The organism is Streptomyces sp. NPDC058685, assembly GCF_042714725.1.
GTDB lineage: Bacteria > Actinomycetota > Actinomycetes > Streptomycetales > Streptomycetaceae > Streptomyces.
This window is the reverse complement of the sequence record NZ_JBHXSL010000007.1, coordinates 181,893-197,921: the sequence shown is the minus strand read 5'-3', so window position 1 is coordinate 197,921 and position 16,029 is coordinate 181,893. Positions and strand designations below refer to the sequence as shown.

Here is a 16,029-nt window from a genome sequence, read left to right as displayed (position 1 = left end):
GGGTCCCGCCTCTACGACGACCGTGGGCCACGCCTCGGGCTCACCGACCGCGATGAGGACCGGCCCGATGCAGCTGTCAGCGCGGACGCGGCCGGTCCGCCGGCATCACCTACGACCGCTTCTTCTTCAGCCGATCCTGGAGAGCGGACCGGAAGGCTTCGAACCGGGCCTCGTCGGGATCGACGAACTCCAGGATGTCCAGCGCCGTCTCGACGTCCCCTGACACCGCTTCGTGGTAGAGCAGCCAGATGCCCTCCCGCGCCCCCGCGCAACACTCCTCCTCGAGATCGGGAGAGCCGGCCTCCGCCTCACTGCGGTGCGACTCCCCCGTCACCAGTCGCCAGAGCACCGTCAGGAAGTGGCTTCTGACGAAAGCAGGCAGGTCCTCTTCCTGGAGCGCCGCCAGGATCACCGGGACCGCGTGCGGTGCCACCTGGAAGAGCATCGACTGCTCTTCCAGGTGGCCGTCCAGCCTGTGGCCCACGGTCTCCTCGATCGTTCTGGCTTCGAGGAGCCTGGAGAAGGTCTCCGGAAGGTGCGCGCCCGACTCTCTGCACCCGCATCGCAGAGCCGCCCAGTCGTGACGCTCCAGTTCGAACCGCGACGCCCTCATCAGTTGCCGATCATCCAAGGACCCTTGGGGTCGTAGAGGACTCCGGGAACGAAATTCTCCGGGGGATAATTGCCCTGACAGACCACGCAGATCTCCTTCTCCTGCAAGACCTTCCCCATTCCGTCCTCGACGTCCTCCCTGCGGACTGCCCGGGTGAAGGTGACATCGTCCGCGTCCCAACCCGTGTGCTCGAGGATATTCGGCTCGGCGCAGCTTCCATTGCCCGAGCAGCCAACGGCGATGTCACCGTTCTTCTTGTTCACGGCAGCGGTGTACGTGCGGCTCTTTGCCTTGCCCGTCGCCGCGCGGGCGGCCTCGTCGCGCAGACCGGTGGCTTCGGAGATCCGGTCGTCCATGTTCCAGTTGCCCTGGGCACGGTGAACGGTGATGGTGGGCTTGAACGAGCCCTTCGCGCCTCGCGTCCCCTTGCCCGCGGCGCAGTTGTGAACCAGGACCGGCGCATCGCCCGCCGCCACGTAGTACGTGTGCGCCGTATCAACCGTCAGGTTGTAGACCGCCGCCTGCTGCGTCCACGCCTGGACCGCGTCCACCTGGACCCACGAGCCCGCGCCCGTCTGGAGCCACTGGCCCGGCTTCAGTTCGCCGGCCTTCAGCCACTTCTTCAGGGACGGGACCCAGAACGGGTGGCCCGCCGTGGCCGTGATCGTGTCCGTCGCCTCGCCCTTGTCGCCGTCCGTGTCGACGGTGAGCTTGACGAGCTTCTTGAGGCCCTTGCCCTTGATCGTGTCCGTGACCTCTTGCTTCGAGGTCTCCCCCGTCGTCGGGTCCGTCGCGAGAACCGACTCCCCGGGCTTGATCTCCTCGATCGGCTTACGGGTGCCGTCGGCCATCACCACCTTCGTGCCCGCGGTGAAGCTGTTGCCCGCGGCCAGCGACGCGACATCCGCGGCCGTGCTCGCGCACTCGACCGCCGTCTCGACCTTGTCGACCGTCTCCTCGATGCGGTTCGCGGCCTTGCCGATGTCGTCCGCGTACTTCGCCGCCTTCGACATCATCCGGCCGGCCTTCGCCGCCCGGACCAGGCCCGCGCCCGCGCCGCCGAGTGCCAGGCCCGCCACCGTCGCGACCGCCCAGGCGCAGGCCTCCATGTCGCCCTTGGTGACGCAGTTCTTGATGTCGTTGAAGCCCGTGACCTCGCCGACCACGTTGCCGACGGTCTTCACGCCCTCCCAGACCGCGCCCCAGTCCACCGCGTTGGTGACCGTCTCCACCACGCTGCCGACCTGCTCGACCACCGCGTCGCGGATCGCGTTCGTCACCTTCGCGACGTCCGCGATCACGTCACGCGTCGCGCTGACCAGGATCGCCGGGAGGTTCGGGTCCGCCGTGACGATCGCCTTGGCGACCGCCAGCAGCGGCTTCGTCGCGGCGACGATCTCCGGGATCGGGTTGTGCTTGGCGACGTAGGACGCCGCCGCCTTGGCCTTCTGGGTGACGTAGACCTTGGCCTGGTACGCCGCTTGTCGGGCCTGTGCGGCCTTTTCTCGGGCCCATTGGGTGAAGCCGGTCTTCTGGCCGACCCACTTCGCCGCCTTGACCACATGGTCGACGACCGTCTTGAGGCCCGACTTCCGGTAGGCCCAGCTCGCGGCCTTGCCGATGAAGCTGAGGGTGTTCCTCAGGGCCGCGCCCGGGTGGCGGACGGCGTAGACCACGGCGTTCTTGACCGCACGCGCGCCCTTGTAGACGTAGCTCGCGCCCTGGGATGCCTTCTTGGCGACCCAGTTGCCTGCCTTCTTGCACCAGCCGCAGCTCGGCCAGTGGCCGTCCGGGTCCGCGTAGTCCATCGGTGAACCGGCGCCGTACGTGTACCGGTTGGCGAGGATCGAGGCGCCCGAGGCGTAGGTGTAGGAGTCGCGCGAGTCGAAGGCTCCCGTGCCCGGGTCGTACCACCGCGCGCCCATGTTCACCTGGTCGGTGTCGGGGTCGGTGTAGTCGCCCTGGTAGCCCGCGTTGCCGGTGACGTCGCCGGTGCCCAGCGTCTGGCCGAAGGGGTCGTACGCCGTCGACTGGGTCAGCGAGGCCGCCGCGCCGTTCGTCGGGGACATGTCGCCGACGACGTCGCCGTGCTTGTCGGTGACCGACAACTGCGCCGGGCCGGTGCCCTCCGCGACCGACAAGAGCTCGTCCGCCGCGCCGCGGCCGTAGGTGGAGGAGTTGTCCTTCACCGGGTCCGGGGAGAGCCCCGCGTAGCTGAAGTCCGTGCCGTTGCGGGATGCCACCCGGTCCAGGGAGTCGTAGGTGTACTGCGTCTCCGACTCGCCCGCCTTGGTCATGCGGTCGAAGGCGTCGAAGGTGAAGTTCTCCGTCAGACCCGAGCTGGTGCGGCTCGACAGCGTGCCGCGGGGGGTGTGGTCGTAGGTGTAGTCCCCGTCGGACAGCAGCCGGTTGCGCTCGTCGAACGTCGACGTCTTGGCACCGTTCCTGACCCGGTTGCCGCTGTCGTCCCACTCGTACTGCGTCGTCCGACCGTCGCCCGTCCAGGACGTGAGGCGGCCGGCGTCGTCGTAGTCGTAGGTGTTCTCACCGGCCTTGGTGGTCCCGACCGTTGTCTTCGACGTCATGTGGTCGTCGTTGTCGTAGCCGTAGTCGGTGGCGGCGACGGTGCCCCCGCCGCTGTTCTTCACGGTGTCGGTGTCGAGCCGGCCCAGATCGTCGTAGGTGAACGAACGGGACTGGCCCGCAGCGTAGTTGACCTGCTTGATCGCACCCGCGTTGTCGTAGCCGTAGTTCTGCGCCACCCCGGTGAGCGGGTCCGTCGCCGTCTTCAGCTGCTGCTTGACGTAGCTGAAGCTCGCCGTGCCCGAAGCGTCGGTGCGGGACACGAGCTGGCCGTCGTTGTTGTACTCGTACTCGGCCTTGCCGGAGGGGCCGTCCGCCTTCAGCAGCGCACCGCGGTCGTTGTACTCGTAGCTGTTGTCGCCCTTCGGGGACGATGCCTTGGTGAGCCGTCCGGCCGAGTCGTACCGGAACGTCTTCTCCGGCGTCGCGACCTCGGCACCCGAACCCGTCTCGCGGACCAGCTCGCCGGCCTTGCCGTACTCACGCTCGCGGACCACACCGCCCGGCGCCGTCAGCTTCACAGCCTGGCCGAGTTTGTCGTACGCCGTCGTCCAGGTGCGGGCGTCGAGCGAGGGGTCCCGGGCGGTTGAGGGCTCGATCACCGACTCGGACAGGCCCAGGGTGTTGACCGTGTAGATCGTCTTGTTGCCACGGCCGTCGGTGTAGCGCGTGCGGTTGCCCAGCGCGTCGTACCCGAAGGAAGTGGTGATCGACTTGGTCGCCGAGACCGGTTCGGTCTGACCGGTCAGCCGGTTCAGTCCGTCGTACGCGAAGGTCGTGACTCGGTTCAGCGGGTCCGTCGACGAGGTGAGGTTGCCGGCGTTGTCGTAGCCGTAACGCACCTTGCGCAGCTGGCCGTCGGTCGCGTCCAGGTCCGCGTCCTCGATCAGCCGGCCGAGGCGGTCGTACAGCTTGGCGGAGGTGCGGCCGAGGCCGTCGGTCTCGCGCACGGTGCGACCGGACATGTCGTAGCCGAGCTGGCTGACGACACCGGACGGGTCGACCATCCGCGTCATCTGCCCGAGCGAGTCGTAGGTGAAGACGCCGGTACCGCCGCCGGGGGCGGTCTGCTTCACGACGTTGCCCGCGTCGTCGTACTCGTTGCGGGTGGTGAAGGCGCCGGGTACCGGCTTGCGCTCGATCCGGGTGCTGGTGACCGGGCGGTCGAGGTCGTCGTAGGTGGACTCGGCGCGCGACCCGTTGGGGTCGGTGACCGTGAGCACCTGGCCGGTACGCGTGTAGGTGTACTTCCACTGGGCGCGGTCGTCACCGGTGCCGACCGGGACGTCCTTGACCGTCATCCGGTTCTGGCGGTCGTAGGTGAACTTGGTGACGCGGCCCAGCGGGTCGGTCGCCTCCACCACATTGCCCAGAGCGTCGTACGTGTTGCTGGTGCTCGGCGTGACGGGCACGGCCGAACCGGGGGGCGTGTACGACGGTGCGGTGCTGGTGACCGGGCGGCCGAGGGTGTCGTACGTGGTGCGGTTGGTGTTGCCGAGCGCGTCCACGGACTCGGTCACGGCACCGAAGGTGTCGTAGCCGGTGTAGGTCGTGGGGCGCGAGGCGATCGGCGCGGAACCGTTCGACTCGGTCTGAACGGTGGGCGCGGTGACCGACAGGGGCCGCCCGAGCTCGTCGAAGGCGTAGTCCGTGCGGTTGCCCGCCGGGTCCGTCTTCGCCTTGATCAGACCGCGCTGGTCGTACTCGTACGACGTGGTGCGGGAGTCGGAGCCGTTCTCGACGATCTCCTGCTTGGCGTTGCCCGCGTCGTCGTAGACGTAGCGGACGGTCTCCGCGGTGGCGCTGGTCGGCCACGGCACGTTGGAGGGCTGGCCGCTGGTGGCCGTGGTCTCGACGTTGCCGGCCAGGTCGTAGGTGTAGGTGGTGCGGCGGGCGAGCCCGGTCGGGTCCGTGACCTCGGTCTTCTGGCGGCCGACCGCGTCGTAGGTGTACTGCGTGACGAGCTTGCCGTTGTCACCGGTCTCGGTGAGGACGTTGCCCGCGCCGTCGTACGTGTTGGACTCGATCAGGATGTCGCGCTTGGTGCCGTCCGGGTTGCGGAAGTCCTTCAGCGTGATCGACTTGATGAGGTCGTCGCCGTAGTACTGGTAGTTCAGCGTCCGGCCCATGGAGTCGGTGTGCCGGGCGACACGGCCGCCCATGTCGTACGCGTACGACTGGAGGACCGTGTAGTCGTCGTCGCCTCCGTCGTCCTCCCAGTCGTGGAGCCGCGACTCGGCCATCATGTTCCGCGCGGTGTACAGGTAGGAGAACTTGTTGCCGTTGGCGTCCACCATCGACGTCTTGTTGCCGAGGGCGTCGTAGGTGTAGGTCGTCTCGTTGCCCGCGGCGTCGACCGCCTTCTCCGGGCGGCCGTGGTCGTCCATCTCGAAGGTCATGACCCGGGTGGCGTCGCCGCCCAGCGGATCGCTGACCTCCGTGCGCACCACGTTGCCGTCGGCGTCGTAGGCGCTGACGGTCTTCTGCTGGTGCTTGCCGAGGGTGACCACATTGGTCACCGCCGGGTCGGTGGTGGAGACGACGCGGGAGAGTTTGTCGTAGGTGTACGTCGTGGTGACACCCGCCGGCTGCGCGTCCGAGACGGCCGTCTCGGTGAGCTTGCGACCGAGCGTGTCGTAGGTGAACTTGACCACGGCGCCCGACGGTTGGGTCACCTGTGCCAGGTCGCCGCTGGTGAAGTACTGGTAGCGGGTGACCTTGTTGCGCGGGTCGGTCGTCGTGAGCGGCAGTCCGGTGGGGGTGTTGCCGCCGCCCACGGCCTGCTCGGCTCCGGTGGTGTAGGTGTGCTTGACGGTGCCGTTGTCGGGCGCGGTCTGGAGGGTGAGCGCACCGGCGGTGTTGTACTGGTACTGCGTGCGGAAGCGGTTGTCCGTCGGGCCCGACGAGCGTCCGTCGCGGGTCTCGGTCGGCTGGTCGCCCCGCAGATCGAAGTCGCCCGCCGCCGCCGGATACGTGGTGTACGCCGTCTGGCAGTCGTCCTTGGCCCGGCACGTCTTCCTGCTGGTGACATTGCCGCGGTTGTCGTACCCGAGGGTGACCTTGTCGCCGTTCTCGCTGACGATCCCGGTCTGGTAACCGTTGTCGTCGTACTCGAACAGCCTGATCGCCACACCGTCGACGGGGTGCCGGATGAAGTCCGGCTCGCCCCCGCCGTCGCCGGGCGGATTGGTGCAGAAGGCCGGGTCGCCCGGGTCGGGCTGGGTACAGATCTGCTCGGGCGGATCGGTGCCGGACGGGGTCGGCGACGGGGTGGCGGGCTCGCGCGCGCCGAGCGCCATCGGCTCGCCCAGTCGCAGCATGCGCGCCGTCATACCGTCGTACTCGTAGAAGTACGGGGCGTCCAGCGGGTCGTGGACCTCGACCGTGCGACGCAGATCCTTGTCGTTGCCGAAGACCGCGGGGGTGCCGATCTTCCAGGTGCCGCCGTTGCGGTCGGTGTACTCCTCGACACGATCGCGGGAGGTGTCGTACTGCACCTCGGAAGCGATGCGGCCGGACGGCAAGGTCGTCTTCGTCAGCACGGCCGAGGCGCGGTTGCCCTCGCGGTAGTGGCCGGCGACGGCCGCGGTGCCGAGGGGGTGGTGGTAGACGGCGACATCGTCGATGGTGCCGGCGAAGGACTTGCCGACGGTGGCGCCCCAACCCGGCCAGGAGGCGGGCGTGGTCGCGTTCGCCGCGCCGATCTGGTTGTACGTCAGATCGCCCTGGACCAGCTGCTTTCCGGTGGTGGTTCCGGACAGCTTGCCGTCCAGGTACAGGGTCTGTGTGGAGCCGGACGCCGACAGCACGGCATGGTGCCACTTGCCGTCGTTGACGTACTTGGTGATGTCGGTGATCGGGGCGACGGTGCCGGTCGAGAACTGGCCGCGCAACAGGCCGTCCGTGCCGACGTACAGCATCGGGACACCGGTGGTCGGCGTCGTGCCCCATGCCTTGTTCTGGTAGCCGACGAGCGGTCCGCCGACGCCGCCCGGGAAGGTCTTGAACCACACCTCGACCGCCGCGTCACGGCTCTTCTTCAGGGTGCCGGTGGGCAGGTCGACGCGTGAGGTGGAGCCGTTGAAGCCGGCGGCAGTGCCGGGATCGCCGGTGATGGCGCCGGCCGCACCCAGGCTGACGTTGGTGTAGGTGCCGCGGTCCTTGCCGAGGTTGGCCTCGATGGTGCTGTTCGCCGCCGCGCCCTCCGCCTCGCCGAGCCGCCAGTACGACTGGGGGCGGGAGTCGAGGACGGTGGTGCCGTAGTGGCTGCCGGTGCCGTGGGTGTACTGGGTGCAGCCGCCCTCGGGGTCGCAGACCTTGTCCAGCAGATCGCCGGTGTAAGTGTACGTCCAGCTCAGCGGGGCTCCGTTGACGGCGTTCGTGGACACCTTGGTGACGTGCGCGCCGGTCCAGGTGAAGGTCAGCGAGCGGCCGCTGCGGGCGTGCAGCGCGGTCGAGAGCTTGCCACTGGAGTAGGTGTAGGTGACGACGTTGGAGGACTTGTCCGTGATCCTCGTCAGCAGGCCGCTCGTGCTGAAGTCGTAGGTCGTACCTGACTTGTCCTGGAGCTTGTAGGTGCTGGTGGTCGCGTCGTACGTCAGTTTGGCGAAGCGGCCCGGCGGCGGCGCGAAGGTGCCGTCCGAGTTCTTGCCGAAGCGGACGTCCTGGCCGTCCGGGTAGCGGATGAGGACATTGCCGGTTCCGTCGTCGTCCGCGGTCAGCCGCATGTCGTAGCGGGTGGACCAGCCGGCACCGAAGGCGAGGTCACGGCGCGGGTCGAGGCTGTTGTACGTCCGCACGAGGGTCAGCTCGGGGCCCACGTTGGTGACCGACGCGTCGATGGCCGCGCTGGTGAAGTTGCCGACGTTGGGGTCGAACTCCTTGCCCTGCGCCTCGGAGAGGCGGGAGGTGATCTCGGGCTGGGGGACGGCCGCCACCAGGGCGATCTGCGCGGTCGGCACCTCGTTGGAGGCGTCCTTCACGAAGCCGCGCCACAGATAGGTCTTGCCCCACTTCAGCCGCCCGGCCGGGACCGGATAAGCCGAAGCCGTCTGATAGGCGGAGGTGGTGCAGCCGGTCGGCTTGCCGTCCTTGTCCGACTCACAGATCTCGTACTTGTACTGGAGCTGCGACCCGGCCGGCGCGTCGATGTCGACACCGGCCGCCCAGAGCTGCGGCGTGAGCGTCTGCGCCTGGTAACCGTTGGGCGGGAACTGCTCCTTGACCACCGGAGCGATGTCGAAGACCTGGAGCGTGAGGCGGCCCGGAGGCACCTGCTCGTCGGTGAAGACCTTGCCGCCCTGGCGCACCATCGTGAAGTCGAGCATGTAGGTGCCCGGCGGCAGCGCCTTGATCGTGGCGTCGAGGGTCGCCTTCGCCCCGTGGGCGAGGTTGCCGGGGAGACTGCCCGCGCGCTGCTGGGTGACCAGCTTGCCCTTGGAGTTGTAGGCCCGGTAGGCGAGGTAGTACGTGCCCGGCGTCCAGGTCTCCGCGCCCTTGTTGGTGACCGTGACCTTGACCTTGCCGGCCTGGTTCTGGAGGACCGGCGGGTCGGGGACGGGCTTGGGGAAGGAGTAGGAGGCGCTGTACGGCGAGTGCGTGACGAACAGCTTCGGCGGGTTGGCCGTGGAGTGACCTGTGAACTTCTTGAACGCGAGCGAGTCGGAGGCCGAAGCACGCAGGGACAGACCGTAGTTGGGCTGCGTGCCGTCCACCCAGCGCTGCACCAGGTCACGGCCGCCCTTGCCGAGGTCGTACAGCTCACCGGCGGCCGGGCACGCGGACTGCGACTGGCCGAAGCCGATGTGGCCGTACGCGTAGGACTTCGAGGCGAGCGAACCGCCGACCGACGGGCCCGGGTAGGAGGTGCCGGTCCCGGCCGTCCAGGACTCGGTCACCGGATGCACGGAGACGGCCCGCGGCTTGCAGGAGGCCGAGTCGAAGTTCACGACCTGGAGCTGCGCACCGAAGATGCGGTGGCGCCGCAGCTCCTCGTCGAGCCCCGGGAAACCGAGGAACGAGTACGTGGCGCCGTTCGGGCCCTTGCCGACCTGGAGCTCGCTGGAACCGACGACCGAGGCGCCGCCGTTCCTGACATACATCGAGGTGGAGGCCGCGGTGGTGTCGACAGAGGGGTCGATACGGACCGGGAAGGCGCGGCCGGGGTCGGAGAGCCAGTCGGCGTCGGCGGTCACCTTCAGGGCCTGGCCGCCGCCCTGCTGGATCAGTTCGTAGCGGACGGCGTGCGAGACGGCGCCCTTGGCGTCCTCCATGAAACCGGCCGGGATGACGGCCTTGGTACGGCCCTCGGTGTCCGCCAGCACGATCGTTCCGCCGACGGCACGGGCGGTGAGACCGGTGAGCGTGAGCGGGAAGACGAAGCCGGCGGGGGCGGTCGCCGAGCGCAGGACGAGGGTCTCCTTGACCCCGCCCGCCTGCGAGTCGAGCCACAGATCGGTGCTCGGCAGGACGCTGTCGTACGCGACGCGGCTCCCCTCGGCGCTGCCCTTGGCCGCGGCCGCTCCGCTCAGTCCGTAGCCGAAGGACTCGCCCGAGGGGAAGGTGACGGCGGCGAGCTGCTGGGCGTCGGCGCGCTCGGAGATGCGCAGGTCCACGGAGTCGGCCGTGTTGACCCAGCCGCCGTTCTGCTCGACCAGGCCGGCGTCGATCGGACGCCACGTGCCGCTGTTGTCGCGGTAGTTGATGGGCGTGGTGGACAGCTCGCTGGTCTGCGTGCCGTCCTGGTTGGCGTAGGTGCGACTGCGCGCGTCGCGCTCGGAGACGATCTCCTGGCTGGTCTTCCGGTCGAAGCCCTTGACCTTCGGCGCGGGCGGCGTGACGACCTCGGCGGTGTTCCGCCCTGCGGCGGGCCGGGCCGACGCCGGGCTCGTCAGCGGGTACTTGGACCGCATCGACTCGGGCGCCTCGGTGTTGCCGGGCCCGCCCGCTTCGTGACTGCGCCCCTCGGCGCTCCCCCAGCGCTGCCCGGGCCCCTTGGCGGCGGCAGGCGCCTCGGGGAAGAGGGGAAAGCCGACACCGGCGACGGCGAGCGAACTCACGGCGATCACCAGGGCGACGGCGACGCCGATGACCTTCGCGACATTGCTGCCGCGCAGCCTGGTCATCAGCAAAGTGCGCGCGTGTCTCCGGTACACCGGCGGTCCCCCCACAGGACAGAAGTCAATGAGCAGTCCGATCCTCACCGCTTTGTGATGACCATGTCGACTGGTTGTGTAGACCATTCACCTGGGCGTTATCTTGTCGTGATCATGAGGCCCGCGATCGCCCGTAATCTTCCGAGTTACCTCGGAGATTTGGTGATGGTGCCTCAAAAACAGTTCACACAGCACTGTTTGACGGATCGACAGTTTGGATTCAGATGACGTTCACCTTGAGACGCAAGCGGAGATCCCTCGCCGCGGCAACCACGGCGGCCGCGGCCGCCCTCCCCCTGCTCGTCGCGATACCGGGCACGGCGCACGCGGACGAATCGGCGACGTGCACACCCAACGGCAAGACGTACGTGGTCAACTCGGTGGGTTCGTTGCTCCAGTACACGATGGCGAATCCGCTGACCGGTTCCACGTTCTCGGGCTACAGCCAGGTCGGCGCGGGCTGGGGGGCCTACGGCAAGGTGCTCGCCGGACCGAAGGGCGAGTTCTACGCCTTCAAGTCGGACGGCACGTACTACGCGCACCGCACGGACAGCGGTACCTGGGACATCAACCCCAAGAAGATCAGTACAGCACTGGGCTGGCTGGGGAACGCCGCCGACCGTGAGCAGGCCACCGTCGACCGTGACGGATGGCTGTGGGTGGCCGACAACCTCGGCCAGCTGTACGCGTACCGGTACGACCCGACGATCGGGACGAGCGGTGGATTGAAGTCGCTCAAGATCCTGGACAAGGGCTGGGACCGCTACAACCTGATCACCGCGGGTGACAAGGGCGTTCTGTACGGGCGTGCCGCGGACGGCCGGCTCTACCGGTCGCGTTACGACGTCACCAGCCAGCGCTGGATCGAGCGCCATGTCCTGGTCGGCTCCGCGTCCTGGGGCAACTTCAAGACCATCACGGCGGGGGGCGGCGACACCCTGGTCACCGTCCAGACCAGCGGTGAAGCGCTGTACTACCGCTACGACGAGAACACCCGCACCTGGCCTGTCGTCGCCAAGCAGGTCGCGGCCGGCGGATGGCAGAACTTCCCCAACGTCACCTCTCGGCCGGACAACTGCAGCCTGGTCGCCCAGCACACGCCGGCCTCACCGTCGGTGCCCATCGAGGACTACAGCCGCGCCTCGGTCCTCGGGTCGTCGGCCGGGGCAGTGGAGTTCGCATACACGCGCCACGACGGAACCCTCTGGCACGGCCGGGTGGCGAACCCCAACAAGATCGACGAAGTGCAGTGGAGCAACATCTCGGGGATGCCGGAGGCCTTCACGGGGGAACCCTCACTCGCCGAGCAGGCCGACGGCCGGGTCACCGTCACCGCGCACAACCTCTCCGGCAGCGTATGGATGCGCAACCAGGCCGCCAGGTCCAGCCCGGAATGGGCGAACTGGAGCGACCAGGCAGGCGCGATGGCCCAGCACCCCGAGACAGTGAGGAGTATCGCGGGGCTGCTCGCCCAGTTCGCCGTCGACGCCGACGGCAAGCCCTGGTACCGCATCCAGACCGCTCCCAACGCCGACTTCATGGGCTGGATGCCGCTCGCCGGCCCACGCCTCACCGGACCCCTGACGGCCGAGACCGTTTACGAAGGCACCCGGCTCTTCGGCAGGAACACCGACGGCACCCTGTCCACCGCCCTGTTCCAGAACGACGGGACCCTGTCGGCCTGGACATCGCTCGGCGACCTCGCGGTCACCGGCACGCCGGCCGTCATCGCCTACCCCGGCGGCGGCGTGCGCGTCTTTGCGACGAGCAGCACGGGCCGTGTCGTGACCACGATCCAGTCCGTCAAGGGAGGGACGTTCAGCGCGTGGGCCGAGGTCGGCACAGTCACCGCGGCAGGCCCGCCCAGCTCGGTGAGCTCCTCCCTGGGCACCACTCAGATCCTGGTCCGCGGTACCGACGGTCGCATCCACCACACCAGCGAGACCGCCCTGCGGTCCGGGGTCTGGGGCCCCTGGACCGATCAGGAGATCTCGATGACGGATCCGACGGCTTTCCGCTACAACGACAGCGGCGGGGACGCGTGGGCCTACTTCTTCCGCACCGCCGACCAAGCGACCCACATCCGCAAGATCGAGCCCACCACCGGCTCCGCCGCGCGCTCGCTGCCCGCCCCGCCCGTGAAATGACCCACCGGACACTCGGACCAGAAGGCCGTTCATGACTCAGAATTCCACGCACAGACCCCGGCGGTGGGCGGCGATCGCCACCGCCGCCGCCGCGCTGCCCCTCCTCATAGCCGTACCCGGCACCGCCCACGCCGCCGACGCCGCCAGCTGCGACGCCAACGGGCCGACGTTCGCCGTGACCGCGGCCGGGGCGTTGCAGCAGTACACGATGAAGACGCCGCTCAGCGGCACGTTCTACGCCGGGCCGACCGGGATCGGGACGGGCTGGAACAACTTCGCCCGCGTCTTCGCCGGGCCCGACGGCTCGTTCTACGGAGTCAAGTCCGACGGCCTCTACTACGGCCACCGCAACGCCGCCGGCACCTGGGACATCGCCCCCAAGAAGGTCAGCAACAGCTTCGGCTTTCTCGCGGGCGCGGCCGATCGCGACCAGGCCACCGTCGACCGCAACGGCTGGTTCTGGGTCGTGGACAACGCCGGCGTGCTGCGCGCGTACAAGTACAACGCCGCTGCGGGCTCGTGGGACGTCAGCGTCAGCAAGGCGCACGACGACGGGTGGAACCGCTACAACCTGATCACCGCTGTCGACGCGGGGGTCTTCTACGGGCGGGCCGCGACGGACGGGAAGCTCTACCGCTCCCGTTACGACATCGCGAGCCAGCGCTGGATCGAGCGGCACGTCCTGGTGAGCACCAGCGACTGGAACCAGTTCAAGTCCCTCTCCTCCAACGGCGGCGACACTCTGGTCGCGACCGTGAAGAGCAGCGGCGAGGCGTACTACTACCGCTTCGACGAGAACACCCGCACCTGGCCGGTCTCCCGGGTCAAGGTGGGCAGCAGCGGCTGGCAGAACTTCCGGGACGTCATGGCCGCGCCCGACAACTGCCGCATCCTGGCGAACCACACGCCGGCCGCGCCCTCGCTCACCCAGGAGTCCTACAGCCGTGGCTCGGTGATGCAGTCCTCCGCCGGTTCGCTGGAGTTCGCGTACACCGACAACATCGGCCGGCTGGTGCACGGCCGGATGGCGGACGCGTCGGACACCGGCAGCGTGCAGTGGACCACCGTCTCGGGCAACGAGGCCTTCACGGGGACGCCCTCGCTCGCCGAACAGGCCGACGGCCGGGTCGTCGTCACCGGACACAACATCTCCGGTGCGACCTCGCAGCTCAACCAGGCCGCCAAGTCGAGTGCCGACTGGGCGCCCTGGATCGATCTGGCCGGCGCGATGACCCAGCACGCGGTGACCGCGAAGACGCCGTCGGGGCTGCTCGTGCAGTTCGCCGCCGACGCGGGCGGCAGACCCTGGTACCGCATCCAGACCGCGGTCAACGGTGATCTGAAGGGCTGGATGCCGCTCGCCGGCTCCGGCTTCGCCGGGTCCTTCACCACGGCGACCGTGCGCGACGGGATCCAGCTCTTCGGCCGGAACGCGTCGGGCGTGCTGAGCACCGCCCTGTTCACGGCGGACGGCACCCTCACCGCCTGGAGCCCGCTCGGCACCCGGGCCGTCACCGGCACGCCGGCCGTGGTCGTCTACCCCGGCTACCGCATCCGCCTCTTCGCCACCGATGTCGATGGCAAGGTCGTCACCACCGCGCAGCCCGCCGAGGGCGGCGCGTACGGCGAGTGGAGTCAGGTCGGCGACCTCACGGTCAAGGGCTCGCCGAGCGCGGTGATCTCTCCCCTGACGGGCCTCACCGAGATCGTGGCGCGCGGAGCGGACGACGACTTCATCCACAACACGGGTGAGACCACGCAGGCCTCGGGTGTCTGGCGCACCTGGAAGCAGGAGAGCTTCGAGACGTCCGCGACCGAGCCGACCGCGCTGACCTACACCAACAGCAACGGGCCTGCCTGGGCGTACTCGTTCCGCACGTCCGACAACCAGACGCGCCTCTACGCCGCGCAGCAGACGTCGGCGTTCAGCGCGCGCTCGCTGCCCGCGCCTCCGGCCGGCTGACAGCGGCACCACCGCGGGGGCGGCCCTTGCGCCGCCCCCGTACGCGCTGTGGCAGGGCTCAGCCCCGCACCCGCTCCGGCTCCCGCTTCCTCTCCCCGTTCGCCGGCTCCGGACGCAGCATGATCGTCCGGGAGACCACGAACGTGATCGGGATGGCCGCCGCCGCCGAGATCAGCGGTGCGTAGTGGGTGGCGAAGTGCAGCACGTCCACCAGGACGTAGACGCCCGTGGTCGTGACCACGAAGTTCGCCGCGTTGGTGAGCGGGAAGAGCAGGAACTTCCGCCAGGTCGGACGGGTCCGGTAGGTGAAGCGCGAGGTCAGGAAGAACGACCCGATCATGCTCAGCAGGAAAGCGATCACATGCGCCGCGACATACGGCAGCCAGGTCAGCAGGATCAGGTACAGGCCGTAGTACGTCCCGGTGTTCACCGCTCCCACCAGGACGAATCTGACCATCTGGCCCCGGACCGTCATCGTCTTACGAGCTCCCCCGTGCGTGCGGGCCGGTCTCCCTCCTGCTCACGCGGGAGGCCGGCGTTGGTGGCCTTCACCAGGAAGTGCGGCCGCCGTTTCACCTCGTAGTAGATACGGCCGACGTACTCACCGACCACCCCCAGCATCAGCATCTGGACGCCGGCGAGTGCGGTGACTGCCACCAGCAGGGTGACATATCCGGGGGTGTCCACGCCGTTCACCATGGCGACACCGACGATCCAGGCGGAATACGCCATGGCGACGGTGAGCAGGACGAGACCGAGATAGACGGCGGCACGCAGTGGCTTGTTGTTGAAGGAGAGAAGTCCGTCGAGACCGTAGTTGAGCAGTTTTCCGAAGCTCCATTTGGAACGTCCCTGCTCACGCAGCGCATTCTCGTAACTGAAGGTCGTCGTGCGGAAACCCACCCACGCGAACAGGCCTTTGGAGAAGCGGTTGTACTCGGTGAGTTCGAGAATGGCGTCGACAGTACGGCGCGACAGCAGCCGGAAATCACCCACGCCGTCGACCAGCTCCACGTCGACCAGCCGGTTGATCAGCCAGTAGTAGGCGCGGGCGGTGATGGTCCTGGTGACCCGGTCGCCGGTGCGCGTACGGCGTGCGATGACCTGGTCGAAGCCCTCCTCGTGCAGCGTCAGCATGCGCCTGACCAGCTCCGGAGGGTGCTGGAGGTCGGCGTCCATGATGACCACCGCGTCGCCTTCGGCGTGCTGGAGGCCGGCGAGCATCGCGGCCTCCTTGCCGAAGTTGCGGCTGAAGGAGACATAGCGGGTACGAGGGTCGGCCTCGGCGATCTCCTCGAGGAGAGGGAGCGTCCGGTCCTGACTTCCGTCATCGACATAGACCAGCTCGAATTCCTGCTCCAGCAGGGAAAGCTCGGCGGTCACATGGTCGTGGAAGCGGCCGATGATCTCCTCTTCGTTGAAGCACGGGACCACTATCGAGATCAGCACGGAAGAACAACATCCCACCCGAATGTCGTCGGCGGATTCGCCACATGACGGGTGGGCGACCATTGCATGAACTGGGCCGCCCTCAGGATGTTTTCACGATCGGCGCTGGCATATTCGAGA

At 68.4% G+C, this 16,029-nt stretch carries 6 protein-coding genes; 2 read left to right on the top strand and 4 right to left on the bottom strand.

Annotated elements, in window-relative coordinates; translation table 11 throughout:
* Window positions 1-109: 109 nt before the first annotated feature.
* Window positions 110-613: a hypothetical protein gene (locus ACFWU3_RS09240; RefSeq protein WP_384433474.1), complete on the bottom strand. Its 504-nt coding sequence runs from the start codon at window positions 611-613 to the stop codon at window positions 110-112.
* A complete protein-coding gene (locus ACFWU3_RS09235; RefSeq protein WP_384433471.1) occupies window positions 613-10,320 on the bottom strand; it encodes a polymorphic toxin-type HINT domain-containing protein in 9,708 nt (3,235 codons plus the stop codon). The genes ACFWU3_RS09240 and ACFWU3_RS09235 overlap by 1 nt, the downstream gene beginning before the upstream one ends.
* Before the next feature lie 254 nt (window positions 10,321-10,574).
* On the opposite strand from ACFWU3_RS09235, the gene ACFWU3_RS09230 reads away from it, so the two are divergent.
* Together ACFWU3_RS09230 and ACFWU3_RS09225 are read left to right on the top strand one after the other, a co-directional pair.
* Window positions 10,575-12,497 carry a tachylectin-related carbohydrate-binding protein gene (locus tag ACFWU3_RS09230; protein ID WP_384433468.1) on the top strand — a complete coding sequence of 641 codons (1,923 nt, stop codon included), beginning with the start codon at window positions 10,575-10,577 and terminating at the stop codon, window positions 12,495-12,497.
* A gap of 31 nt (window positions 12,498-12,528) precedes the next feature.
* Entirely contained in the window at window positions 12,529-14,460 is a 1,932-nt protein-coding gene (locus ACFWU3_RS09225) for a tachylectin-related carbohydrate-binding protein (RefSeq protein ID WP_384433465.1), read from the top strand.
* A 58-nt stretch (window positions 14,461-14,518) separates the two neighbouring features.
* Here the strand turns inward: ACFWU3_RS09225 and ACFWU3_RS09220 are convergent, their stop codons facing one another.
* On the bottom strand, window positions 14,519-14,935 hold the full coding sequence (locus tag ACFWU3_RS09220) for a GtrA family protein (RefSeq protein WP_384433462.1): 417 nt from the start codon (window positions 14,933-14,935) through the stop codon (window positions 14,519-14,521).
* Entirely contained in the window at window positions 14,932-15,909 is a 978-nt protein-coding gene (locus tag ACFWU3_RS09215) for a glycosyltransferase family 2 protein (protein ID WP_384433459.1), read from the bottom strand. Before ACFWU3_RS09215 ends, ACFWU3_RS09220 begins: the two co-directional genes overlap by 4 nt.
* Between the last annotated feature and the right edge of the window lie 120 nt (window positions 15,910-16,029).

Excerpts from the sequence above, each read along its gene's own strand:
- ACFWU3_RS09240 (WP_384433474.1), bottom strand. The coding sequence starts at position 613 with ATGAGGGCGTCGCGGTTCGAACTGGAGCGTCACGACTGGGCGGCTCTG.
- ACFWU3_RS09235 (WP_384433471.1), bottom strand. The coding sequence starts at position 10,320 with ATGACCAGGCTGCGCGGCAGCAATGTCGCGAAGGTCATCGGCGTCGCC.
- ACFWU3_RS09230 (WP_384433468.1), top strand. The coding sequence starts at position 10,575 with ATGACGTTCACCTTGAGACGCAAGCGGAGATCCCTCGCCGCGGCAACC.
- ACFWU3_RS09225 (WP_384433465.1), top strand. The coding sequence starts at position 12,529 with ATGACTCAGAATTCCACGCACAGACCCCGGCGGTGGGCGGCGATCGCC.
- ACFWU3_RS09220 (WP_384433462.1), bottom strand. The coding sequence starts at position 14,935 with ATGACGGTCCGGGGCCAGATGGTCAGATTCGTCCTGGTGGGAGCGGTG.